We start from the raw sequence: 26,228 nt of genomic DNA, 5'->3' as shown, positions 1-26,228 counted from the left end.
CATTATTAAATTAAATTAAATTAACTATATATATGTTAAAAGTTTAATTTCAGTTTATATAACTTATTTTCCTAATTCTTCTGCTTGCTTTGAAATTATTTCTATATTTTGAATATATTTCTTTTCTTTGATAATATAAGACTTAACAAGCGTTGATGCCTTATTAAAGTTATTTTTAAAGTCTTTTAATCAAGATTCATAATCGTTTGATGAAAAAGGAATAAAAACTGGAAATGTATAAAATTTATCAACATTATTGAATTTACTAATAGAATGTTCTACATAAGGTTCAAGTTTCGATGGTTGTTCATGATTACTTGGAAAAATAACACCGCTAGCATGGCAATTGATTGACACCATATCCCTTATACATTTATCATAATCACTCAATACATCACTAAAAGGTTTTTCTTCAAAAATAATTTTACTTCATGCCTCTTTGAATTTTGCATCTAAAATCATGAAATGTTTTTTCTTGTCTTTACTAGAAAAAACATAATCAGGAAATGTTGGCTGTTTGAATTTTCTTTCTCCTTTGTAATCTATAATTTTAATTTCCTTTTGAGAAGAAAGAGTATATTCATCAGATTTTAAAAATTCTTCTAAATAAATCTCTCATAAAGATGGAATATAGAATAAAATTCCTTCTACTTTATTTGAATTGTCTCCATTAAAAACAGATATACCTTCATTTCTTAAAATATTTAAGCATATTTTTCTTAACGATTCATACTCGATATAAAAGGGATGTGAAATTGAATTTAAATTTTTCATAATAGTTGTTTTAAGACTATATTTTCAATGTTCAGTATTAAATGACAAATTGTCGATCAATCTTTTCATTTCTGTATCTGAATCGAATATTCTATTAACCTTTGAAAAGTATTTTTTCTTTAGATATTGATAGGTTTTGACTATTAAATGATTAGTGTAATTGTCAATACTATTTTCTCTATACGAATATGATATCAGACCGCTGTTCATTCACATATTTTGTTTAATATGTTTAGATACATCGATTGTTCCTCTAAGTTTGTCATCATTTTTTTCAAATCTTTGGTATGTCCTAAATAGCCCCTTAATGCTCGCTTCCTTTAATTTATATTTATAAGAAAATAATAAAAGATAATCAAAAATGTTAACTTTGCTATTTAAAGGTATAAAATCTTCATTTAAGATCAAATCTTTATCAGATAGCATTGTAGATAGAAAATTTGGTTCTCCGATAGTTCCATCCTCTTTTACATCAAATCTAGATTGAATTTGAAGAGTAATTTCAACTTCATATTCATCATTTGACTCTTGTTTTGATAATTCACCTTTTATATCACTTTTTTTAATTTTAATTGATTTTGATAATATTCCAACAAGGCCGCCAAAATAGTATATATTTTCGCTTAGTTGATTAAATAATTCATACTCTAAACGTTGATTACTATTATTAACAACTAATTCTTTAACATCTGGCTTTACTTTGTTTAAAAAATATAAAAGTATTTTTTTCTTATTACTATTTAATAATTCGGAATCAGAGCCGTTTGTTTTAGTGGATTCTATATCTTTATAAATATCGGAAAAATCTCTTCCATAAAATGTAATCTTATTTTTCATATGATACATCCAAAGCTTTGGCACACTTATGGATTAATTCATCAACCTCTTCAGAATTTCTTCCTCTAGTATATTCTTTAATAATTAAAGCAATGTCGTTATTAAAAATTTCTTGTAATGATAAAGGTTTAGATAAATCTAATTCATTAAAATAAGCATGTCCTATATGGTAAGCTTCGGATAAACCAAATTTAGCACCTTCATTAGAAATAACATCATTCATAGCGCAAATTCTATTTGCTAAATTTTTAGCTTCTTCTTTATCAATTTTTAACATATTAATAAGTGATTGCTCGCAAATCATTTTAGCATTTATTTCTATTCATTGGAACCTTCTTCGTAAGGCAAAATCAAAAACATCTACCGATTTATCAATATCATTCATAGTTCCAATAATGTATAAATTCTTAGGAATAAAAAAGCCACCTTCAAAACAATCGAAACTTAATAAATGAGCTTTTCCATCTGACTCTATTTGATATGTTCTTAAATTTTTATATTGCGTTTGAAATGAATTTTTAATTCCCCTATAAGACTCTTCAAGTCCAAACATTAGTTCTCCAAAAACTTTAGACAAATCAGCTCGATTTATCTCATCAATGATAAAAAAGTATTTTGTTTTAAATTTATTATTTTCTTCTGCATCAGAATATTTATCTTTAAAATCTTTAAAAGATACTGGTAAATCATCTCCTAATTCTTTAAAGTTATTCATTATAACTTTGCGACAAAATGCTTTAAATATACCGTCCTGTTTTACAAACGTTGGCTTGTCGTTAGCTGCTTTAAAAATAATGGCAGGTCTCAATCCTTCTATAAAATCTGAATAATCATACGATGGGTGAAATTGAACAAATTCACTTCTCTCTTCATTTGGTTTAATCTGATCATTAACATAAGATCTAACATTATAAGTTTTGCCTGTTCCCGGAGCTCCTGTTAAAATTATCTGTTTGTAATCTTCTTTTAAAGCATTTGATATTATTTCAAATATATAGTTTTTATTTTCACTATCCGAAGTTTCATTTTCTTTAGCAAAAAGTATTTCGCTTAATGTTTTTGAAACTTCAAAAGACTGCTTTTCGGTAATTTCATTTATATTCAATGACAAAATTTCAAAAGCTTTTTCCATTATATTAATATTTTGTTTAATTTGTGACATTCCTTTATTTTCTATTTCGAATAATTTGCAACCCCTTTTAATTGCTAAATGTTCATAAATTTCAGCAATTCTATATTTGAATTCACATTCTTTAACTTTAGACTCTAAACAAATCATTTTTTTAATAATTTGTTTAGCTACAAATTTCTTATATAAGTCATCTTTTTCTAAATCATATAATTCTTTAAATGAATTGCAATTTACTATTTTTTTTAATAAAGGTTTTATTTTTTCTTCAAAATATATATTAGCGGTTTCTCTATCAGCTTCCTTTTGTTCTTCTTCATTATCATATTTATTAAGATAAAAAGTTCCATTGTCGTTCATTTTAATCATGTATTGAAAAGCATTTCCACATCTTGACGATCCGATGTCAGCAGAATCGAATTCTAAAAAGTAAGTTAAATAATGCTTAAAATTTTTTCGATTTGTATAATCTTCTAATGTAATTGTTCCGTCTTTAATTTTTTGACGATACTCTTTTCATTTATTTATAGTTTCATTATACTTTTCCAGTCTTTTTTCATAAACCTTATCTTTATAAGTATTTTCATATAAATTAATTAATTTATTTTTCATAATAATCCATTCTATTTTTCATATTAAACTTCTAATGCTTCAGCACATTTAGCAATAAAATCATTAATATCAGATTGTTGTCTTCCTCTTGTATATTCTTTAAGAATTGGGACGATATTTTTATTAAAAATATTTTTTAAACTTAAGGGGTTATTCAAATCAACTTTTTTAAAATATGCATGACCAATATGATAAGCTTCTGAAAGACCTAATTTTCTTCCTTCAACAGAATCAGAAATAACATTATTCATTTTTTTGATTTTATCAACCAAGGTATTAATCTGTTCAGGAGAACTATTATTTAATATTTCAGTTAATGATATATGCGCAACTTCATTAGCCTTTATTTCAATTCATTTAAATCTTCTCCTTAGAGCAAAGTCAAATGATTCGACTGATTTATCAATATCATTCATAGTTCCAATAATGTATAAATTCTTAGGAATAAAAAAGCCCTTAGAAAAACAATCAAAATCAATTATTTTTCCTTTCCCGTTCGTAAGTATTTCATATGTTTTTAGATTTTTATATTGCGTTTGAAATGAATTTTCAATTCCCCTATAAGACTTTTCAAGTCCAAACATTAGTTCTCCAAAAACTTTAGACAAATCAGCTCGATTTATCTCATCAATGATAAAGAAATATTTATCCGTACAATTATCTTCGTATTTTTTATATAGGTCGCTGAATGGCAAATTAACCTCAGTTGGATTTTTAGCTTTAATTTTATCGTAATTTTCAGAGACTACTTTTCTACAAAATGCTTTAAATATACCATCCATTTTTACAAACGTAGGTTCTTCAATAGTAGCTTCGTCTAAAATAACTGGCCTCAATCCTTCTATAAAATCTGAATAATCATATGACGGGTGAAATTGAACAAATTCACTTCTCTTTTCATTTGGTTCAATCTGATCATTAACATAAGATCTAACATTATAAGTTTTACCCGTTCCTGGAGCTCCTGTTAAAATTATCTGCTTATGTTTCTCTATTGCTTTATCTAAAATTGATTTTATTGATGATTGTGAATATTCAGTAAATTTATTAATATCAATATTTTCTTTATTTAGTTCTTTATTTAGTTGCATGTTTATCCCCTAAAATCTTTGTTTTATAACTAGTAAATAACTGCGTTTAAACAAAACATTATTCCAAAATCATTAAATAATCTAAAATTATTTGAACAATAATTACTACTCATTTTTTAAAAGTTTATGATCATTTTATATTAAATAAATCCTGCACAATGATATTTACCTCGTTACCAAAAAGTATATACAAGATTTAGATTGTTTCAATTTTCTTAATTCTTAACACAAAAAAATACTAAAATTTATGCAGCATTAGTTTTAATTTCTTCTAACGTATTTAAAACAACATCATTTGCAAAAGGCTAACAAAATAATCCTATAATTTTAATAAAATCCTTCCCAAATAAAGTAATTATAACATATCTCATTTATCGCATATATTTATTAAATATACCTTATTTTAAAACTAATTTTAAGCTTTACGAATTATATTATTTAATAAAAACTAATACAATTAAAAAATTTATAGTAATTAAACATCATGAATGATGTGAAAGGAATTTTATACACAATCTCTTTTTCTAATCCTCTTTTAATAAGATTGAGAGAGAGTAAACTCTTAATAAATAATTTAACAATAAATTAACGCCTAACAACTAGGTGTTTTTTGGCATATTTTTATGGAGAAGGGATATATATTACACAAAACAAAATAGAAGTAAAAAGTGAAATAATTAGAAAATTATTTAAGAATATTCTAATTAATACAACTTTTTAATACCAAATATCAAATACCATATTCACAAAAAAGAAGAAGAGAAACTGAATAATTATTCAGCGATTTATGCGAATTTTACAAGATTATACTTAAAGATCCAAACTTAAAAGTGCGATATAAAAAGGCGACAAAATTTAGATCTGTAATAAAAATCTCGCAACTTAAAAAGATTATTGAACAATAGATGATATAAAGAATAGAAATGAAGAATTAGTTGAAAGATTTAAAAAAATAAGAAAGGATTAATTTCCGAAATAAATGAATAAGAAAAATAAATTAATATTGGTTTTAGGTTCTATAATAATTCCTATTGCTTCCGTTGTTATCGGTTGCACAACAAATATGAATAATAAATATCGAATAAATTTAGAAATCACAAAAGAAAAATTAGAGCAAGCCAAATCAGGTTTCTCTGATAAATTACAAAAAGCTAAAGATAAACTAGCGGAATTTAAATCAAATCCTAACGTTGCTAATTTAACAGTCGCAATTAATAAATTGCAACAAGCTATTACTGATAATGAAAGTATTACAAATAATGATTCTCTTTCAGATATCAATAATAAAGGCAATGCATTAGACCGAGCTACAAAAACAGCTGAAGATGAAAAAACCGTCGCTTCTCAAAAAAATGATGATGCATTGAATAAATTAGCTAAAAAAATTAATAAGTCAAAACAAACAAAAGACTCAATGAATAATGAATCTACATTAAATAATGCTAAAACTAAATTAGAGCAAGCAATTCAAGTGGCAGAAGCAGCTAAAGATAAAACTCCAAAATTAACAGATGCTGAAATTAAGGCTACTGAAAATAATTTAGTAGATGCTGAGAATGAAGCAAAAACAGCTATTGATCAAATAAATCAAGAAAAATCTACTTTGAAAACTAATATTCAAAATAAAGCGGATAAAATTAAGAATTATCTACAGTTCCCCAAAAATTGAATCCGGATAGGATTTTGTTTTTACAATCTTATTCTTTTATAATTAGATCAATTTACAAATTCATTGATTTTGTGTAATATTTCATTAAAATCCATTTGTTGACATTTCGCAGAATAAATATTCTCCTTTTAAATATGTGAAAAAATCACTCGGAAGTGCCCGAATGATTTTTTCCAATCTAAAAATTGTTGTTTTTTAACAAATTTCAAACATTGCATTTTGGATTTACTTAATAAGGCGAACAATATTTACATATTAAGTAAGTTTTTATTAATTTAATCAAACATTTTTAAAATTTTATTAAAGTCAAGTTCAGATGTTGATTTTAACACTAAATCAGCATTTGAAAAATCTTCATTTGAATTGTGTGTAATTGCAACTGATTTAATTTTTGCATCTGCTATCCCTTTAATCCCGGCAGGCGCATCTTCAAATCCGATGCATTCACAAGGTTTTAAATTAATTCCTTGAACAGCTTTAATAAAAATGTCAGGAGCCGGTTTCCCATTTGTAACATCTTTTGGATTAACAATATAATCGAACATCTCAAAAATACCAAGTTTCTTTAATATCATAGGGGCATTATAGCTACTTGAGGCTATTGCTAATTTGATGTTGTGCTTTTTAGCTTTATTTAAAAATTCTAAAATTCCTGGTAGGATTGATTTTTCATCAATCTCAGATTTAAGAAGCTCTTTATAAAGCTCATTTTTCTGATTTGCTATTTCTACTAGTTCAGCTTCAGATAAAGATAATGAAGATTTTTTCATATCTAAAATAGCTTTCAAAGTATCAATTCTTGGAAGACCACGTAATTTTTCATTTTCTTCTTCTGAATAATCAATTCCTAATTCTTTAACTGTTTTTTGTCAAGCTTTAAAATGTAATTTAGCTGTATCTGTGATGACTCCGTCTAAATCGAAAATAAATCCTTTAAACATTTTCAATTACTCCAAACTCATAAATTTCATTATTTTCAAATTGTACCTTTTTATCACCAATTCAAATTCAGGTAGGTTTTTTAATTGTTTCACTAATCATTTGAACACTAAATTTTTCTTTATTAACAATAACTTCAAAATGATTGCTTTGATATTTAAATCGATATGTTAATTTAGTTCATTGTTCTGGAAGAATTGGATTAATATGTAATTTGTCATCATGTCAATCAAGACCACCATACCCAAAAATAATCATTTGATAAATTGAAGCTAATGCACCAGCATGGATTCCAGCATTAGAACTGTGCATATTTTGCCCTAAATCAATGTTAATTCCATACTTAAATAATTTATAAGCTTGTTTAAGCATTCTTAATCGTACAGCTTCTATTGCGTATGTAGCAGGCGATAATGATGAATCGTGAGTTGTAATAGGTTCATAATAATCAAAATTAGCTTTTCTAACTTCTTTTGTATATAGGTGAGGAAGAATATTTAGTAATAAAACAACATCAGCTTGTTTAACTAATTGTGATGCTAATACCTTTTGACCTTCCTTGGTGCTAAATAATTTTTTACCTGCGTCACCAAGCATTTGAAATGCAGAAATATCAACTTTTGAAAGTTCTAAAAATTGATCATTCTCAGCAATAATTAAATCTTTATTTGGTGCTTGTTGTTTAAGATTATTAGCAACTAACTTAAGTTTAGAATAATCAATTTCATAAGGTATTTTAGTTTGAATCACTTCTCAAATCTCTGGTTTTTTACTTTTTAAAAAGTCAATATATTTTAAAGCTAAATTAATATTATATTTAGCGAACATATTGATATAAGCATTATTATCAATATTACCTTTATATTCATTAGGACCCATTACATCTTTTATCTCATATGTTCCATCAGGTTGAACTTCAGCTCTATTTGAATAGAATATAGCTGTGTCAATTATCATTTCATATCCCATTTCTTCCATAAATTTATAATCTCTAGTAATTTGGAAGTATTGGTTTACAGCATATGCAACATCTGCAGAAACATGAATTTCTTGACGCCGCGAAGTAATTGGGACTTGTTTTCCAGTGACAACATCTGCTTGACCTCAATATGGACAAACTTCACCATCTGTAGGTCACGCCATTTCTCATGGATATTGAGCCCCTAATAAATTACTTTCTTCAGGTCTTTCTTTTTCCTCTTTTGCCTTTAATCTTGCACTATGAATACCTTTGTATCTATATGTTAACAGATTACGTGCGATTTTTGGTTCATTAAATAAATAAATTGGATTAATAAAAAATTCAGTATCTCAATATGTGTGTCCTTGATAACCTTCGCCTGAAAGTCCTTTTGCTCCTACGTTCATATTTTTTGAATGTCTTGGAACAAATCCATTTAAGTGAAAAACACCAAAATCAAGAGCTAACAAGTCATACTTTGCCTCTTCTCCACCTTCGATTTTTACATAAAATTGTTTTCTAGCTCTTGAAACCATCATCTCAATAGATGCAGCCTTTAATTGATTGTAATTAGTAGTCAATAAATATGAATGTTTTTGATTTGCTATTTCTTTAATTTCATCTTTATTTAACAATAACTTATTATCAACAGATGTATGCACAGACATAACTTTTTCAAGGACTAAAACATCACCAGTTTTAACCTTTTGTCTGATTTTGAATCCAATATAACGTCTTTTCATTTCAACGACATAATCATCTGTTCCGCCTTCAACTTCTTTATCATTAAAATATAAGTTAGTTAAAAGATTATGAACAACATAACGTTTTGAAATAGTTGTTGTTTGATCCATTTGTAATGATTTTTGTGTTGGACGTGATTTAAGTCCTTCACCAAAATGTTGTGTTCCATTATTAGTTACTTGACCATTTATAGCAGGTTTAAATGTAATTAAAAGACCATTTTCATTTTTAACTTCTATAGCTTTTATTGTTATTTTATGTCCATAAACATTTAGATCATCCTGTGAAACAAAACGCTCGAAAGTTAAATGAAATTTACCATAATCTCTTTTGATTTCTACTTCTCTTTTTAAAACACCTTCATACAAATAAAGAGTCTTTTCATATTTATCTTGCTCTAATACTTCAAATTCGGAATTATCAAAATAAATTGGTGTTGTCATTAAATCGGCTAAATTAGCTAATTCAGAGACTTCATCACGTGTATCTCTATTAAATATTCCATTTACAAAAAAGTCTTCTTTATTATAAAAAGCTCTCTCTTCATCAGCACTTCTAATACCAATTCGACCGTTACCAAGTGCAAAAATACTTTCTGTTTTTGCTGTAACATTCCTATCAAACTTAACTTGAGAAATAGTCTTATTCTCAACATCATACTTTAAAAAGTTCATATTGCTCCTATAACTTAATTAAAACCGACTCAAAAGGTCTTAATTTATTACTTGTGATTTTCTTATCTTTATAGGTTGATAAAATTTGTTCTCCACAAACTCTATCTAATTTTAATTCATTTTTAGTTGGATTGATATACGCAATTAAAGTTGTTTTATGATCATATCTTTTAATTACAATCACACCATTATCATCAACATAAATATCTGATTTACCATAAATAAGTACATTATGATATTTAGATTTACGATAATTTATTAATTCTTTATAAAAGTAAAAAATACTATCTTTATTTTTTAATGCATTTGAAACATTAATTTCTTCTTTATTTCTTCCATTTTTAATTCAGGTACTTGTTGATTTACTAAATCCAGCATTTTTAGTTTTATTTCATTGCATTAATCCACGACCAGCATCTCTTGAGTTGATATTTAAATATTTAATGAATTCATCCTCGCTATATTCAGGATTCTTATTGTCAACTAACGCAGCAAAACCATTTTTAATATCAACATCACGGAACTCTGAACGATTATTAAATTTAACATTAAGCATTCCTATTTCTTCACCATAATAAATACATGGAATACCTTTCAGTGAAAACATCATCAAGGCATATGTTTTAGCTGATTCTTCGTGGAAAAATCCTTCATCTCCTCATCTTGATATACTTCTTGAGGTATCATGATTTGATAAAAAATTAGTAAACATATGTGGTTTAATTAATTCATTTTCTTGAAACGGTTTTTGTTGATAAACAAATTGCTTATAATCTCAATTTGCATCATAACCATTTCTTCCTGTCTTTAATCCTCATCCAATTCATCATCACGAAAAATTAAAATAATTATCAGATACTTTATTTTGTCCTGAACCATACTCTAATAATTCATCAGCTGTAATTCCGCTTGCTTCACCTAAGGTATATGCATCCGGTTTATCCTTAAAAGCCAATTCATTAAACTTTTTTAAATAATCAACAGCATTATCGTTTCAAGCAAAGTAAGGGTTATCATCAACCTTATCAAAAGTTTTAGAAACGTGCTTTATGGCATCTAATCTAAAACCTCTAACACCTAAGTCATATCAAAAATCAATAACATCAACCATTGCCTTAATTGTATCCGGATGTTCTCAATTTAAATCGACTTGTTCTTTTGAAAATAGGTGAAAATAATATTTTTTAATAGTTGACACATATTCTCAAGCTGAACCACCAAAAATACTTTGAGCCTTCTGTTCTTGTTCGGTAAGTTGATCTCTTCAAATGAAATAATTGTGTTCAACATTATTTACAGATGCAACAGCTTTTTTAAATCATTCATGTTCATTAGATACGTGATTTAAAACAATATCCATTATAATATCGATTCCATATTTCTTAGCAGTTTTAGTCATCTTAATAAAATCATCAAGAGTTCCAAATTGTTTTCATACTGATTTATAGTCTAAAACATCGTAACCAGCATCAACAAAATTAGTTTCATATGTTGGACATAATCAAATTGCATTAATTCCGAGTTTTTTTAAATAACCAAGTTTTTTTGTAATTCCGTTTATATCACCGTCTCCGTCATTATTAGAATCATAATAAGAACGAGGGAAAATTTGGTATAGTATTTTTTCTTCTAGTTTAACTACTTTCATGTGTTTATCTCTCCATTATTATTGTTGAATTTGCTTGTAATATATTATTTTTGTTATCTATTTTTGATTCAAATAACACTGACCCATTATAGTTTTTGATATCATAATCTTTTGTTCCAAAATTATGCATAACAATTAATTCTTTTGTATGGTCTATGTTGTCTATCTTAAAGATTAATATCCCTTTTTCTACATCACTTTCTAAGAATTTTAATCTTTTTATTATTTTTTCATTTGTGTCTAATCTTAAATAATCTGTATTCATTCTAAATTTATTTAAGTCTGCAACAAAATCGAAAACATACTTCTTAACATCTTTATTTTTTAAATTATTTCATTTAATCCCATTTGTATAATCAGTTGTTTTGTATGAATTAGGACAATATGAATTGTTTTCTGGTTCTAAACCAAAATCATCATAAGGGCTAATTACACATCTTTCTGATTCTTCACCAGAATAATCACAAGGTTTAGATTGTAATAATTCAGTTCCAGCTAACATCAAATATCTTCCTTGTGCCACAACACTCATCATTATTCCCTGACGATACATCTCGATACGTTCAATAAAGGTTTTATTTTCAGCGAAAATGTTAACCTTGTCTCATAAGGTAAATCCATCATGACAAGCCGCATAATTCAAATTAATCCCAACATCCTCATTAAATAATGAATATGAATCAACCGAGTGTGGTATTTCGCCAAATGAATAATTCTTTAACCCGGCAACAATTGAGCTAGTATATTCTAAAAATTGTTCTTTATTATACTTATGAATTAATCCAGGTGAATTTACTTCATGTTCACTACCTTTAATCGCATCTCTAATCGAATCGTTAAAATATCCAAATAAGAGTTTATTGTTTGTTATTCCTTTAATGTATGAATCTTCTAAATTTAAATCAGTAAATTTTCAAGCTTCACCATGAAAAACAAGATTAGGTTTTATTTTTCTTAAATTTGTAACAATATAATCAATTGTTTCTTTATGATGAAAACAAGATAAATCAAACCTAAATCCATCAACATTAAATACCTCTACAAAATATTTTAATGAATCAAACATTAATTTTCTAACCATATATCTTTCATCAGCTAATGGTGGGAAAATAACAGGTTTTTTAGTTGCTTCATCTCTATAATAATAGCCAGGAACAACATCATCTAAAATATGATTATCCATCATATGATTATAAACAACATCTAAAATTATCCCTATTCCATTTTTATGAGCTAAATCAACAAAATTCTTGAATTCTTCAATTCTTGCATATGGATTTTCTGCATTAGTTGAGTATAGACCATTAATACTAAAATAATTAAGCGGGTCATAGCCTCAATTATAGTTTGTAGATCATTTTGAACCTTGATTTTTTAATAAAATTTTTCGATCTAAATCATTAACTGAATATGCTGCATGAATTGGAAGTAATTGTAAGTGGGTAATGTTTAATTTCTTTAAATATTCAAAAATATTTGCTTGAATTAAACCGTTAAAAGTCAATTTATCTTTTATTTCATATTCATCAAATAAACTCGTGAAATCACGAACATGCATTTCATAAATTATTGGATCAACTGAATTATTTCATTTAACATCTAAATCGCAAGGTTTTTTGCCAATTTCTATTGGGTCTTTTTTTAATAAAACACCTTTTGCAACTTTATATCCTTTTCCTTCTCAATTAAAGGGGGCTAATGATTTAGCATATGGATCTAAGGCGATTGTTCTAGTGTTGTCTTCCTGTATAATTTCAAATTGATAATAGTAGTCTTGATATTTCTCTTTACTTAGTGAAATCTCTCAAACTGAATAATGATTTTTTAGATCTTCTCTTTTATCCATTTTAAAGGATTCGCTTCTATCTAAATTAGAAGTTTTATATAATAATATTTTCACTTCTTTTGCAAGTGGTTGTCAAAGTTTAATATTGATTTGATCTTTTATTATATTAACACCTAAATCATCGTGTTTATGAGCAAAAGTATTATCAAATTCATTAAAACTTTTCAATGTGTTTTTAATATTTGCGTTCATAGTTGCTATTATAAAATAGTAAAAATTAATTAAAAAAACTTTTGTTATGAACTTGCATAGTCAATAGCATTGATGTAGATTTTTTTCTTGATTTTTTTCAAAATGTGGTATTTTTTTGGTATATGAACACAAAAAATTATCAAATATTTTTAAAACAAAAAGAAAACTACTTAAATAATGGTCCACTTGATTTAAAAACAAGAATTAAGACTCTTAAAAAGCTAAAAAAATTAATAATGTTTTATCAATCTGATATAGAAAACGTTTTATATTTAGATCTTAAAAAAACACCTAGCCAAGCTTTCTATAGTGAAATATCTTTAATTTATAATTCAATTAATCTAACGCTTAAAAAGCTAAAAAAATGAACTAGACCAAAATCAATTAAGACTCCTTGATTTTTATTTGGTTCTAAAAGCTATATTAAATATGAGGCTTATGGTGTAGTTGGAATATATAGCCCTTGAAATTATCCCTTTTTGCTTAGTTTTGATCCGATAATTGCAGCTATTTCTGCTGGTAATAGGATTATTTTAAAGGCATCAGAGGTTTCAGAAAATTCATGGACTTTAATAAATAAAATAATTAATGATAATTTTGATGAATCCATAATGTACTGTTCATCAAATGATATGAATGAATTTAAAATTTTTAATGAAATTAATTTTGATTTAATTTTCTTTACAGGTTCATCAAACATTGGAAAAATTATCGCAGAAAATGCAGCTAAGAATTTAATTCCAACTATTTTAGAACTTGGCGGAAAGTCCCCAAGTATCGTATTTGATGATGCAAATATCAAATCAACGGTCAAAAATATTATTTTTGGTAAATTCTTAAATAGCGGCCAAATTTGCACTGCTCATGATTATATTTTAATAGACAATAAAATTAAAGATGAGTTTTATCAAGAATTTAAAAGACAATTAAATGAATATAAACTATATGATAATTTCGGTAAAATTATTAATCAAAAACATTTTAATCGAATATTATCACTATTAGACAATGACAAACTCTCATTATTAAATAAAAATGAATCAAAGTTAACAATTGAACCATTTGTTTATTTTGCTTCACAGAATGAAAGAATTATGCAAGAAGAAATCTTCGGTCCTATTTTACCTATTTTAAGTTTTGAAAACTTTAATGAACTTAAAAATATTTTGCAAAGACAACCTAATCCATTAGTTATCTATTTATTTGGAAAGAATAAACGAAATTTTGAAATAGAAAAATATTTTAAATCTGGTAGTGTAATTATCAATAATACCATTTCATTTTTATCAAATACTTATTTGCCTTTTGGTGGAGTTGGCAATTCTGGTAATGGCAGATATCATGGGTATGAAGGATTTAAATCGTTTAGTAACCCTAAAAGCTTCTTTAAAAGTTTTTCATTTATCAAACCAAGCTTTCTAACATTTGGAAAAGAAACTAATTTTAAAAAACAAATTTTAGAATGAATTTTTAAAAAATAATAAAAACCAAAACAAGTAGTTTTGGTTTTTATAATAATGAAAATTCTTGATGAAAAAATGTAAAGTGTTCTGGCTTAATATAAAATTTACCGGCAATACAAATACTATCTTCATCATATCCAAAGAATATGATTACCATCATTTTTTCATATCCTAATCTATTTGCTTCTTCATATTTAATTTCATAAACAATGTTTTTAACTGGTTCTCTTTCAGATAAAGAATCAAGTAATGGTATTGATAAATCAATTGGTTCATAAATATCAAGATTCTTTGTTGATAGTCAAACATCCGCTTCTGCTATCAATTCATTATTTTTATAAAAATATTTATTAAACATTCTAGCGCCATCTGTAAAAATAATGTTTCTTTCATCAAATCAAGATGGTCATTGAAAATCAAATACTTCTTCTCCTCATTGCTTATCTACCTTAAGTAATGAACTAATAGGTTTAATTAAATTGTGAAAATTTTCAGCCACAAAATGACCACGTTTTGAAATTGAATAAGTTGCTCCTAATGCATTAAGTTTTAAATACGCAGATACAACTACACTTCTTGAACAATTAAAACGTTGCATTAAAGCGTGCTCTGAAGGCATTATTTTATTTACGGGAATTTTTTTAGATTTTATTAAACTAATTAAATATTGAATTATATTGCTTGTTTTAGTAACATCGTCATCTTTTAAGGATCTATTTCTAACTGCTCCTACACTTTCAGGATAACTTTCAATATTTTTTTTATATGTCGCTTTATTCATAAAAGTATTTTACCAAAATAACATAATCTTTACAATACAATTTTTCAATAATATGCAAACAATTTTGTATATAGTGTTAAGATATTTTAAAAAATAATAAAAAATTAAAAAAATATGTTAATAGAACAAGAATGTTAAAATATTACCTCTATAATAATGAAAACTCTTGATAAAAGAGTTTAAAATGTTCTGGTTTGATGTAATATTTTCCAGCAATACAAATACTATCTTCATCATAGCCGAATAAAGTTAATACCATCATTTTTTCAAAACCAAAGTAGTTGAAAAAGTTCTCATATTGAACTTCATAGACAATGTTAGTAATTGTTTCTTTTTCATCTAAAACATCAATTAGTGGTTTACTAGCATCAATAATTTCATCTTTTGCAATGTTTTTAGTAGATATTCAAATATCTGAATATGCTATTAATTCATCATTTTTATAGTATGTCTTTTTAAACTTTCTAGCACCCTCAGTAAAAATAATGTTTTTCTTTTCGAATCATTCAGGTCAAATAAAATCAATTTCTTCATATCCTTCTTGTTTTTCTACCTTTAAAATTAAACTAACAGGTTTAATTAAATTGTGAAAATTTTCAGCCACAAAATGACCGCGTTTTGAAATTGTATAAACCGCGCCTAATGAAGATAATCTCTGATAAGCGGCCACTACTACGCTTCTTGAACAATTAAATCGTTGCATTAATGCATTTTCAGATGGCATTATTTTATTTACCGGGATTTTTTTAGATTTAATTAAATCCATTAAATACAAAATAATATTGTTAGTTTTTGTAAAATCTTCATTACTTTTCACTTGCTTAACTCTAATATTATTTTTTATATCAACTGCACTATTAATATTCTTCTCATAAACATTTTTACTCATATATCAATTTTACAACTATTTTAATAATTTAAATTAGATTTTATATTTCATCCTATAAAGCAAAAAATAATTAATAAAAAGACCAAATTTTGGTCTATTTATTAATTTCTTTTATTTTATTTTGAAGTTCTTTATATAGATTAGCTGTTTCTTGAGGTTTTTTTTGTAAAATAAAATCTTTAGTTATAAAACCATATGATTTTTTAGCGATTGAGATAATGAATATATTAGCAAACTGTAATAACATAGAAGATCATACTAATTCATATCCAAAAGGTATACCAGGAACTTTTTTAATTCCTTTAGTTGGCGGTTCCCCTTCAACCTCAATTTGTATTTCATCAACTTTATTAATATTTTCAGGTTGTAATGATAGTAAGAAGAATAATAAAATAAATGATATCGGAATTATTCAAGTAAGATATGGATAATATTTATCTCCATTATCAATATTAAGGAATAATGATAATAATGAAATAAAAACCAAAACTAATGAAATTAGTGTTAATATTAATATAATTGAATTTAGACTATGAAATACATAGCGTAATTGATATGATTCAGAATTTTTATAAACTAATTCATCAGCTCAATTTTTACTTGATGTACCTTCTTTTATATAATTATATTCATATGTAATTCTAGTTATAAATTTATCAACCATCACTAATTGAAAAATAAATACTATTAAAAGTAAGACAAATAAAATAGATAAGAAAATTTTTCTTTTTAAGTAATTTGTGTCTAAAAGTTTTATTTCATTATTCATAATTTAGTTAATTCTATTTTCTGTTTCTTTATCAAAAATATGAATTCTTGAGACAACAAATTCAACATATACATGAGTAAATAATTCGAACTCATCACTATTAGTAGCATTTACAATGAATTCAGTTTTATCATTTAGTTTAACAAGAACCAATTGATCTTTACCAATTAATTCAATGCTTGATATTTTTCCAAGCGCTGAATTATCAACATTTGTATATGAAATTCTTAAATCTTCACTTCTAAAACCAATTATTAATTTTTGGTTATTATAAAGTTTTTCAGCAGTTTCTTTGTCTAATTTAATGTTTATTTTTCCAGACTCATCATAAATGAACCCATCATTATAAACGGCTTCAAAAGTATTCATAGTAGGTGATCCGATAAATTTCGCAACAAAAACATTTGCTGGTTTAAAGTATAATTCTTTACCTTTTCCACTTTGTTGGATTTTACCATCATTAAATACAACGATTTGATCACCCATAGTCATAGCTTCTAATTGATCGTGTGTAACGTAGATACTTGTAGTATTTAACATACGGTGAATATTAACTATTTCTCTACGCATGTTTTCTCTTAATTTAGCATCTAAATTTGAAAGTGGTTCATCCATTAAAAAGACAAGTGGTTTTCTAGCAATTGCCCGACCAATAGCTACCCGTTGTCTTTGTCCTCCTGATAAATCACGTGGTTTTCTATATAAATAATCATCAATTTTTAGAATTTTAGCAACATCTTTGACACGTTTATCTATAATGTCTTTTCTTTCTTTTGCTATTCTTAATCCAAATGATATATTGTTATAAACATTCATATGAGGATATAAAGCATATGATTGGAAAACCATTGCTATATTACGTTCATTTGGAAGTAAATTATTATATCTTTTATTATTAAATAATAAATCACCTTTTGTTATCGAATTTAATCCTGCAATCATTCTTAGTAAAGTTGTTTTACCACAACCTGAAGGCCCTAAAAAGATACAAAATGTTCCAGGCTTAATTTCTAGATTAATATTTTCAAGTGTATATTTTTCATTACCTTCATATTTTTTGGAAATATTAACTAATTTAATATGCGCACCAGAGTTTGAATTATATATTTCTCCAATTTCAGAAACCATTTTATCTATATCAATAGTTTCAAAACCATAATCATCAAGATCAATATCAGAACGTTTTTTGATTATATTGTCGTCTTTATTTAACATTTTTATCCTTTCACTGCTCCATCACTTAATCCACCTACAATGTACTTTTGTAGATACATAAATAAAGCAAAAGCTGGTAGTGTTGCTAAGATTGAACCGGCTGAATATGCACCATAATTAATATGTTTTGGCTCAGCATTAATAAATGCATCTAATCCAACCGCAAGTGTCTTCTGATCATTTTCAATTAAAACAAATTTAGGCAAGATAACATCTGTGAATGGTGTTAAGAATGTTCATAAAGCGACCATTATTAAGGCAGGTCTAATCACCGGCAATAAGATTTTAAAGAATAAACCTCAATTATTACATCCATCTATTTTTCCCGAATCATCCAACTCTTTTGAAATAGTGTCTAAATAACTTTTCAACATAAATGTGTTTCCAGCTATTGATCCACCTGAATATATAAATACTAACATTCAAATTGGAGGAATTCCTAAAGTTCCACCTAATTTAACTAATATATATAATGAAATTAAAGATGAAGTCGCTGGTATTAATTGCAACATCATAACAATGGTTAATGAATGTCTAGAACCTGTAAATTTAAATCTAGAATAAGCATAACCATTTAATGCAACTGCTACAGTTGAAATTAATGAAGTCATTCCAGCGATAATTAAAGTATTAGCATATCAAGTGGTGAATAAACTTCTATCACTTGTAAATAAGTATTCAAAGTTATCAAATCCAAATTCAAATTTTTGTAATCCAATTACCCGGATATTAGCAACGTTGAATGAAGAAATTATCAATGAAACTATTGGGAATAATATTATGATCGCTCAAAATACTAGTATTAAATAATTAAAGAATAATCAAATCATTTCTAAAGCAGTTGGTGGTTTTGCATCAGACTCATTAAACGTCAATCTTTTTGGAGTTAATTTTGCTTGAGTTATTGATACTGAGTCAAATTGATATTTATAAAATAATGTACGTTTTAATTTATCAAACATAATTAGTCTCTCCTTGACATTGTCTTTATAAATCCTCTTGCACTCACTGCAATACTAAATGATGCAGCAAGAGTAGTTAAAGCAGCAGCAAATGCTTGGTTACCTGGGAATTGAATACCACCAGTGGTTATTTTAAATACTCACGAAATTATAATGTCTGTTGAACCTTCACCAAAAATTGTAGGGTTAGGAAACGCAGGTCCACCACCTGTGAAAATTGAGATGGTTGTAAAGTTATTAAATGCTCCAACAAATTGACCAATTAACATAGGCGCAATAGAAAGTAACAAGGATGGTAAAGTAAGATATCAGAAAAGTTGTCTTCCTTTTGCCCCATCTACTGAACCAGCTTCATAAATATCTTTTGGTATTGATTGTAAATTGCCAGTTACAAGCATAAAGATTCAAGCATACGCTATTCAGGTTTGAACTACTATAACGAGTACTCTAGCAGTTCCGATTTCTTGCAATCAATTTCTCGATTCCTTCACTAATCCGATAGTTAATAAAATTTTATTTATCAGTCCTTCATCACCACCAATAAACATACTACGAATAAATGATAGTGTAACAAAGGCAGGAATTGCTCATGGTAATATATAGATCAATCTAAATATTTTTTTAAATCTTATTCTTTGATTGTTTGTTAATATTGCTATTAAAATACCAAGAGAAATCGGGAATAATGTAGAAAGAATCGTTCATATAATCGATCATAAAATAACGCTTTGTAATGATTCGAATAAACGATTTTCTCTAAGTGTTCATCATTTTCCTCATTGTTTTAATCCAACTCATTCAACAGTTTGTGCAGGTGCATAGTGTTCAAATCCATAATTGGTAAATGAAACTAATATGGATGTTATAACTGGTGTTGCAACAATGAATATCATCAACATTCATCCGACAAGAGAAATCATTCACGGAAAACCGCTAGAATTTAATCATCGTTTGGTGTGCGTTCATTTATTAGGTCTTGAACCATATTCCAAGAATTTAGCAACTCTATATGCTCCTAATGAGCTTACCGAGTGATATATTAAGACAAATACCATTAATATAACAGATATGACCCCGCCAAACAAGTAAACTCTGGCATCTGGTAAAATTCCAAGAGCATTATTATGTATTCCAGCACCTAAATCACTAAATCCTGGGATTCCGCCCATTTCATCTCAATAAGCCCCAAATGAAAATGGTATTATTCCAACAATAGAGATAATTGAAACAATGCTCATTAATATTCCCTTTGTAAATTGTTTAAAGAATATTAATTCTGATAATCCTGGAAATATAAAGTTTAGCATTGATGCAAAATAACGAAGATTTTTACTTGTTTCAATCGGAATTGTCTTTTGTGCTTCATTAATCTTACTTTCATACACTTTCAAATTAACTTTATATTCACTTAATTCTCTTCAGAATGATGAGCGCAAAATTTCTTTATTTGATTGGATTTTTGATTTTAACTTAGCTTCATTTATCGCTTCTTTTCTATATATTTTATATTCCACAAGCTTATTTTTATAAGCTTGTTTAGAAATGTCTTTGTTTTTAATTTTTTGGTTTAGTTCTGAAATTCTAACTTGATATTCTTTTTGAATTTCATTTCTTTTGGTGTTAAACTCTTCTTTTTCTTTTTGATAAACATTATTTATTTTTAATAAATGCAATTGATACTTTGCATCTATTTTTTCATATCTATATTTAAGTCTAGTTATTCTATAATCTATAAATTTCTCTTTTAATGCTTTAGCTTCTTCAAGATTATATATCCCCTCATAACTATAAGACTTTTTAATAGTACCAATTTTTTGTTTGTATTGTGACTTAAGTAACAAATTGCCTTCATATTCTGTTCTTTTAATATTTGTTGATGTTAAAAAACTTTGAATAGCAATAATTGCTAATTGTTCATTAAAATTACTTACTATAAAGTACTCTTTTAATTTTGTAATTTTTTCTTGTAACTCTTTTTTTGTAAGATGATTGTAACTAAAATCAAATGGTTGTACACTTATTTTTTTAGATTTTATATATATATATAATTTTCAATTAATAATAAGAGAGAACTTATTAACAATAACTGTAAAAAATAACATATTCTACAATATACCTTTATCATCTGAGGGACTGAAGCAAGTTGTCGCAAGCACTTGCGAAGTCCCCTAAAAAATAATAAGGTTATTGTTTATGTTTATTTGTTACTATTGATTATTGTTAATAAGTAAAAATAAATCCCCGTTATCTAACAAATAAATTATAACATTATTTAGAACTTCAAAATAAATTTTAAAAGTAAAAATTAATACTCATTAATAACTTATCCTTTATAAGTAATATTATTATACTTAATATACATAAATAAAATAAAAGACTTAATGTTTTTATTTTATTTATGTATTAGTAATATATTTAATAAGTTATTAATAAGTATTAGTAATATATATTATAAGTATACTTATAATATAATAAATAAAAATATATTTTAACAAATATTTTTATTTATTATATATTAATTACATATATATTATATATATAATATATATGTATTATAGATATTTTATATTATGCATAAACAAGATTATAAAAATATTAAAAAAATAGATTAATTAAAATTTTATAATTCTACTGGTTACTATGTCGCAAAAAGTAACCTGATAAATGCAATACAAAATCATTTTTCCCTATTTTTAAAAATTTTCATTGACTTCCTGAATTTAATGTTATAATATTATCGTGATTAATGAGAAGTCGAACCCTTGTTAATGCGTTATTATAATAATTCTATTAAAATAATAATTGCGCATAGGAGTTTAAACTTCTATGTGCTTTTCATTAATTACATAATTAAAAAATAAAAGAAAGGTAGTACCTAATGTCGAACCTGATACTACCTAATAAATATTTTATACTAAATATTAAATTAGGACAATAAAAAAATAAAAAAGTTTTGACAGGTACTAATAAATAAAATATGACTTTATTAGAATTTTTAGATATTTATTTAGAACAAAAATCTAAAACTTGAAAGAAAACAACTAAAACAATACATACTGTTATTTTAAAAAAAATAATAACAAAAAATTTTAAAAACAGTGAAGAAGTATTTGAAGTAATTAATAATTCTGAAACTAAAAAAACAACAAAAATAAATCATTTAAGCGTCATAAAATCATTTTTAAGCGCTTATAACAAAAGAATGAATAAATATGTTTATGAGATTGAACCTCTAAAAATTAAAGGTCAAACAACACCACTTAAAGAGCCGTTATCTGATAAGCAAATGATTTTATTAAGAGAAGAAGCAAAAAAATCAAATGATTTTGAGATTTATTTAATGACTGAATTTTTATATGAAAACTTACCTAGATTTAACGAAGCAATAAAAATTTTAAAAGAAAATAAATTTAAATTTAATGAGCTATGAGGTTATTATGAAGTTTTTGAAGAAGCATCAAAAAATAATAAAGAACGTCAATTTATAATACCTAAACATATTCAAAATGAATACATAAAATGAAGCAAAAAGAATACTTTTAACTTAACTTATAAAAAATATTCTAACTGAATAAATGAAGCATCTAAAAGAGTAAATAAATTCTTAAATATAAGTCTAAATGAAAAAATTACTTCGCATAGTTTTAGAACTTATTGAATTACTAAATGATTGAATAATGGTGAAAGTACATTTAATATAATGCTTAAAACAGGACACGTATCCGACCAAGTTTTAATAAATACATATTATCGCTCATCCAAAGAAAAAATTAGAGAAAATAATGCATACTTAGCAAAAAGCTCATTAGAAAATAAAGCAAAAAAAGCATCAAAAGAATACGTTATTGAATTAGAAAAAACAATACATAAATTACAATTACAAATCGATAATGATAAAAAAACAATTAAAGAATTTGCAAGTAAATTAGCAAAATTTATTGTTTAAAAAGGAGTATAAAATGAAAAAAGCAAAAACATTAAAAGATATATTAAAAACAAAATTAAAAGATGATTTAATTGATACAATTATCAAATTACACAATGAATGCAAGTTATTAAAAAAAGCATATGACATAAAAAAAGATAAAGTAAATAAATATAAAAAAATATTTGGTAAATATGATTATTTATTACATAAAATGGCTAAACATATTAATTATGATGATTTTGATAAAGATTTAGGTACTAATCAATTGTGATATTATTTTGTTGAAAAACCAAAAAATAAAGAAAATGAATAAATTAATAGTCTGAGCTTTATTTGATGATGCTAACAGGTCAATTTATAAAGCGTTACAAAATGATAATGATGTTGTTGTTTATAGTTTTGGTATAAATGATAAAGAAAATGAAAACAACTATATCAAAATCGATTTATCATTAAATAATAAAACATTAGTACAAGATATAAATAAATTAATTAAAAAAGTAGGTGCGCCTGATATAGTATTTGCATCACCACCTTGCAGAGCTTGAACCACTGCAAATCCTGGTAAAGCACTTAAAAATATTTTAGAAAATGGTAATTTAGAACTTAAAAATTATAGTCATTTTATAGCATATAATGAATACGCACAATGACACGCAAAAAGAGATTTTTTTAAAGAACAGAGCTCAATTTTAGAAGCACAGAGCACAACACTAGCAACAATATTAATATTACAATTATTAAAACCTAAAATATTTTTTATCGAAAATCCACAAAGCAGTAGAATTTTTAAATATATAAATAGCTTTTGTAATTTTGAAACAATAAATAATAAATTACATTATTTTGCTTATGATAAAAATTTTCCAAAAAAAGCAACAACATTTGCTTCTAATTATTATTTTGATACAAAAACTACAAAAGAAAAGTCAAATATAAAAATGATAAACTTAGGCAATTATAATGATCGTTCTGCTATTCCAAATGAATTAATAATTGACTTAATTTATCAATCGAAGGGGATAATATGAAAGAAAAAGAATTAAACAAATATAAGCAAGTTATATGGCTGCAAGACGAGGTTATATACTGAGCAAAAGAATTATTAAAACTACATTATAAAATCAAATCTAAGCAAGCTGAAGACCTTTTAGACGAGATAATAAATTTATATTATGAAGAACTTGAAAAAAGAGATTTATTAGATGATAACAAAAATTAGTGATTTAATTAAACCTGATTTAGTTTTTATTAAAAAAGAACTAAAAAAGAATATATTAAATTTAAAATTAAGCGGTTTTGAGTGTTTAGATAATATTTTAGGTGCTGGACGATTTTTAGAGCGCTTAGAAGTTAAAAAAGAACAAATAATAGACTTAATAATTGATGCGCTTATTTTGTTAAGAAACACATTAGATTTTAGAGATGGTGCTGTTGAAGAGAGTAATAATTTACAAGAAGATAAAGTAAATAAATTAATTGAAAAATATACAAAAATTAAAGAAAGCGCAATTGAAAAAATATTTGCAAATTTAAATGATATGCATAAGCAATATGTAAATGAACTATTTGATAGCGTAGAGCTACATAGTTACTTTACAAATTTAAAAAATGAAGTGAAAAAATTAGAAGAAACAAGACAAAAATTAGGTATACCGTGACGCACTTAAAATTGCCTGCTTTAAATCAATTAGGATTAAATATTAAAAAAATATGTTGAAAATATAATAGCACTAATTATAAACAGTTTAGAGCATTAATAATCAATGATTTTAATATCAAAATTGATTTATGAATGCAAAAAAATAATATTGACCTAAATTTAAAAAAAGAATACGAGCAAGTGTTGTTGTATTGAACTTTTATAAATTATAAAAAAGAAAAGCAATTAACTGAAACGCTTTTAAATAATGGTTTTAATTGAGCACAACCAACAAATGCATTTGTTGATACTGTTTATAAAATTGATTTATTAGCAAAAAAAGATAATATTGTTTATGCAATACAAGTTAAACCATCAAAAACGAACACAAATAACTTTAATTACAAAACTTTTTTAAATGCTTGCAATAAACTAAATTTAGTACCATTATTAGCATTTAAAGAGCATAATAAATGAACAATGATAAATTTTAAAAATGGAGAGATAATATGAAAACAAAATTAGATTTAACAAATTACAATAATTTTTATAAAACTGAAAGCGAAAAAGAAGAATTAAAAAAAGAATTATATAAATTAGCAAATAATAAAAAACGACCTTATTATTATGACCTTGATGATAAAGCATTTGATGATTTTTTTGAAGTTAAAGGTGACATAGTTTATTTAAGAGATGACTTAACAATAGAAGAATTAATATTTTACATCAACAGCACATATGCTTATTACAGTTTTTGAACTTTCGCAAAATGAGACATAAAAAGAAAAGAATTTTGTAAGAGACCTAAATTCCACACATTTAGCACAAAACAACATAAAGAATTTGTTGCTGAATTAAAATTAGCACAAAATTATTTGGCTGAAACTGAATAGAATAAAAACAACGCTTTAAGCGTTATTTTTATTATCTTTATACCTCTAAAAAATTATACCGACTTATTGCTAAAAACATCATTATCAACTATTTTTTTTAAACGTTTAATATCATTTTTATCTAATTTAGTGTTTTCTAATAAAGTTATTGCTGCGTTTTTTGAATTAACTTTTAATCATTTAAAAAATTCAATTATTTTATTTATTATTTTTTTCACTAGTTACTCCTTTAATAATATTTTCAAATTCATTTTTTATAGTTTCATCTACACCATTTGATTTAACATATAAAATCATTGCTAAACTAAGTCTTTCAATTTTTAAATTAATTTCATCTAATTCTTCCTTCGCTTTTTCTATGCTATCTCTGTTCGCATAAATCAATTCTTTTAACACGTTTGAACCTTCTTCTTTTTGCGGTGTGATATTAATATTATTTTCATTTTTTGTTTGTTGTTCTTGTTTAGGTAATTGATATTTCTTTAAAAAATAACGAACTATTACAATAATTGTTAATAAGCACGCACCTACTCCACCTGCTGCAAAAACTTCAATAACAGGATTATGCAT

General features: G+C 25.4%; 23 protein-coding genes and 1 pseudogene. 9 read left to right on the top strand and 15 right to left on the bottom strand.

What is annotated here, in order from left to right; all coding sequences use genetic code 4:
- Positions 1 to 63: 63 nt before the first annotated feature.
- The 3 genes from EXC48_RS00815 to EXC48_RS00805 are packed head-to-tail and all read right to left on the bottom strand — an operon-like array spanning position 64 to position 4,443.
- Positions 64 to 1,611: a 5-methylcytosine restriction system specificity protein McrC gene (locus EXC48_RS00815; protein ID WP_165035617.1), complete on the bottom strand. Its 1,548-nt coding sequence runs from the start codon at positions 1,609 to 1,611 to the stop codon at positions 64 to 66.
- Positions 1,601 to 3,352 (bottom strand): McrB family protein, encoded by a 1,752-nt coding sequence (locus tag EXC48_RS00810; RefSeq protein WP_165035615.1) that lies wholly within the window; start codon positions 3,350 to 3,352, stop codon positions 1,601 to 1,603. The genes EXC48_RS00815 and EXC48_RS00810 overlap by 11 nt, the downstream gene beginning before the upstream one ends.
- 23 nt (positions 3,353 to 3,375) lie before the next feature.
- Complete coding sequence (locus EXC48_RS00805) at positions 3,376 to 4,443, bottom strand: McrB family protein (RefSeq protein WP_129720426.1); 1,068 nt, start codon at positions 4,441 to 4,443, stop codon at positions 3,376 to 3,378.
- A gap of 979 nt (positions 4,444 to 5,422) precedes the next feature.
- On the opposite strand from EXC48_RS00805, the gene EXC48_RS00800 reads away from it, so the two are divergent.
- Positions 5,423 to 6,154 (top strand): GumC domain-containing protein, encoded by a 732-nt coding sequence (locus tag EXC48_RS00800; protein WP_129720425.1) that lies wholly within the window; start codon positions 5,423 to 5,425, stop codon positions 6,152 to 6,154.
- Positions 6,155 to 6,387: 233 nt separating this feature from the next.
- Here EXC48_RS00800 and pgmB read toward each other — a convergent pair whose 3' ends face one another.
- From pgmB to EXC48_RS00780, 4 genes are read right to left on the bottom strand one after another with little or no spacing between them, the layout of a single operon-like run.
- On the bottom strand, positions 6,388 to 7,053 hold the full coding sequence (gene pgmB / locus EXC48_RS00795) for a beta-phosphoglucomutase (protein WP_129720424.1): 666 nt from the start codon (positions 7,051 to 7,053) through the stop codon (positions 6,388 to 6,390).
- Positions 7,046 to 9,430 carry a glycosyl hydrolase family 65 domain-containing protein gene (locus EXC48_RS00790; RefSeq protein WP_129720423.1) on the bottom strand — a complete coding sequence of 795 codons (2,385 nt, stop codon included), beginning with the start codon at positions 9,428 to 9,430 and terminating at the stop codon, positions 7,046 to 7,048. Before EXC48_RS00790 ends, pgmB begins: the two co-directional genes overlap by 8 nt.
- Positions 9,431 to 9,437: 7 nt before the next feature.
- Entirely contained in the window at positions 9,438 to 11,078 is a 1,641-nt protein-coding gene (locus EXC48_RS00785; protein ID WP_129720422.1) for an alpha-amylase family glycosyl hydrolase, read from the bottom strand.
- A gap of 4 nt (positions 11,079 to 11,082) precedes the next feature.
- A complete protein-coding gene (locus tag EXC48_RS00780) occupies positions 11,083 to 13,116 on the bottom strand; it encodes an alpha-amylase family glycosyl hydrolase (protein WP_041593839.1) in 2,034 nt (677 codons plus the stop codon).
- Between the two features lie 122 nt (positions 13,117 to 13,238).
- On the opposite strand from EXC48_RS00780, the gene EXC48_RS00775 reads away from it, so the two are divergent.
- Positions 13,239 to 14,597, top strand: a complete 1,359-nt coding sequence (locus tag EXC48_RS00775; RefSeq protein ID WP_165035613.1) for an aldehyde dehydrogenase family protein — start codon at positions 13,239 to 13,241, stop codon at positions 14,595 to 14,597.
- Between the two features lie 28 nt (positions 14,598 to 14,625).
- On the opposite strand, the gene EXC48_RS00770 is transcribed toward EXC48_RS00775, so the two are convergent.
- The 6 genes and pseudogenes from EXC48_RS00770 to EXC48_RS00745 all read right to left on the bottom strand — a co-directional run.
- Positions 14,626 to 15,360 carry a GntR family transcriptional regulator gene (locus EXC48_RS00770; protein WP_015286946.1) on the bottom strand — a complete coding sequence of 245 codons (735 nt, stop codon included), beginning with the start codon at positions 15,358 to 15,360 and terminating at the stop codon, positions 14,626 to 14,628.
- Between the two features lie 148 nt (positions 15,361 to 15,508).
- Complete coding sequence (locus EXC48_RS00765; protein WP_015286945.1) at positions 15,509 to 16,249, bottom strand: GntR family transcriptional regulator; 741 nt, start codon at positions 16,247 to 16,249, stop codon at positions 15,509 to 15,511.
- Between the two features lie 94 nt (positions 16,250 to 16,343).
- The gene (locus tag EXC48_RS00760) at positions 16,344 to 17,018 is read right to left on the bottom strand and encodes a hypothetical protein (protein ID WP_015286944.1); all 675 of its coding nucleotides are present in this window, start codon (positions 17,016 to 17,018) and stop codon (positions 16,344 to 16,346) included.
- A gap of 3 nt (positions 17,019 to 17,021) precedes the next feature.
- Entirely contained in the window at positions 17,022 to 18,233 is a 1,212-nt protein-coding gene (locus EXC48_RS00755; protein ID WP_015286943.1) for an ABC transporter ATP-binding protein, read from the bottom strand.
- Between the two features lie 2 nt (positions 18,234 to 18,235).
- Positions 18,236 to 19,195, bottom strand: a complete 960-nt coding sequence (locus tag EXC48_RS00750; protein WP_129720420.1) for a sugar ABC transporter permease — start codon at positions 19,193 to 19,195, stop codon at positions 18,236 to 18,238.
- Positions 19,196 to 19,197: 2 nt separating this feature from the next.
- Positions 19,198 to 21,081 (bottom strand): annotated as a pseudogene (locus EXC48_RS00745) (ABC transporter permease subunit); the annotation flags it as partial.
- Positions 21,082 to 22,172: 1,091 nt separating this feature from the next.
- Between EXC48_RS00745 and EXC48_RS00740 the strand changes: the two are divergent.
- Genes EXC48_RS00740 through EXC48_RS00710 form a run of 7 tightly spaced genes read left to right on the top strand, consistent with a single transcriptional unit; the run spans position 22,173 to position 25,658 of the window.
- Positions 22,173 to 23,141 carry a tyrosine-type recombinase/integrase gene (locus EXC48_RS00740; protein ID WP_129720419.1) on the top strand — a complete coding sequence of 323 codons (969 nt, stop codon included), beginning with the start codon at positions 22,173 to 22,175 and terminating at the stop codon, positions 23,139 to 23,141.
- A gap of 13 nt (positions 23,142 to 23,154) precedes the next feature.
- A complete protein-coding gene (locus tag EXC48_RS00735; protein WP_129720418.1) occupies positions 23,155 to 23,436 on the top strand; it encodes a hypothetical protein in 282 nt (93 codons plus the stop codon).
- Complete coding sequence (locus tag EXC48_RS00730) at positions 23,429 to 24,169, top strand: hypothetical protein (protein ID WP_129720417.1); 741 nt, start codon at positions 23,429 to 23,431, stop codon at positions 24,167 to 24,169. Before EXC48_RS00735 ends, EXC48_RS00730 begins: the two co-directional genes overlap by 8 nt.
- Positions 24,151 to 24,345, top strand: a complete 195-nt coding sequence (locus tag EXC48_RS00725) for a hypothetical protein (protein WP_129720416.1) — start codon at positions 24,151 to 24,153, stop codon at positions 24,343 to 24,345. Before EXC48_RS00730 ends, EXC48_RS00725 begins: the two co-directional genes overlap by 19 nt.
- Positions 24,329 to 24,793, top strand: a complete 465-nt coding sequence (locus EXC48_RS00720) for a hypothetical protein (RefSeq protein ID WP_129720415.1) — start codon at positions 24,329 to 24,331, stop codon at positions 24,791 to 24,793. Before EXC48_RS00725 ends, EXC48_RS00720 begins: the two co-directional genes overlap by 17 nt.
- A complete protein-coding gene (locus tag EXC48_RS00715) occupies positions 24,781 to 25,290 on the top strand; it encodes a hypothetical protein (protein WP_129720414.1) in 510 nt (169 codons plus the stop codon). Before EXC48_RS00720 ends, EXC48_RS00715 begins: the two co-directional genes overlap by 13 nt.
- Positions 25,275 to 25,658 carry a hypothetical protein gene (locus EXC48_RS00710; RefSeq protein ID WP_129720413.1) on the top strand — a complete coding sequence of 128 codons (384 nt, stop codon included), beginning with the start codon at positions 25,275 to 25,277 and terminating at the stop codon, positions 25,656 to 25,658. Before EXC48_RS00715 ends, EXC48_RS00710 begins: the two co-directional genes overlap by 16 nt.
- A gap of 53 nt (positions 25,659 to 25,711) precedes the next feature.
- On the opposite strand, the gene EXC48_RS04640 is transcribed toward EXC48_RS00710, so the two are convergent.
- The gene (locus EXC48_RS04640; RefSeq protein ID WP_165035611.1) at positions 25,712 to 25,876 is read right to left on the bottom strand and encodes a hypothetical protein; all 165 of its coding nucleotides are present in this window, start codon (positions 25,874 to 25,876) and stop codon (positions 25,712 to 25,714) included.
- Positions 25,857 to 26,228, bottom strand: a complete 372-nt coding sequence (locus EXC48_RS00705) for a hypothetical protein (RefSeq protein ID WP_129720412.1) — start codon at positions 26,226 to 26,228, stop codon at positions 25,857 to 25,859. Before EXC48_RS00705 ends, EXC48_RS04640 begins: the two co-directional genes overlap by 20 nt.

The sequence above is a fragment of the Mycoplasmopsis cynos genome, assembly GCF_900660545.1.
GTDB classification, from domain to species: domain Bacteria; phylum Bacillota_I; class Bacilli_A; order Mycoplasmatales; family Metamycoplasmataceae; genus Mycoplasmopsis; species Mycoplasmopsis cynos.
This window is presented reverse-complemented; position numbering and strand designations above follow the sequence as displayed.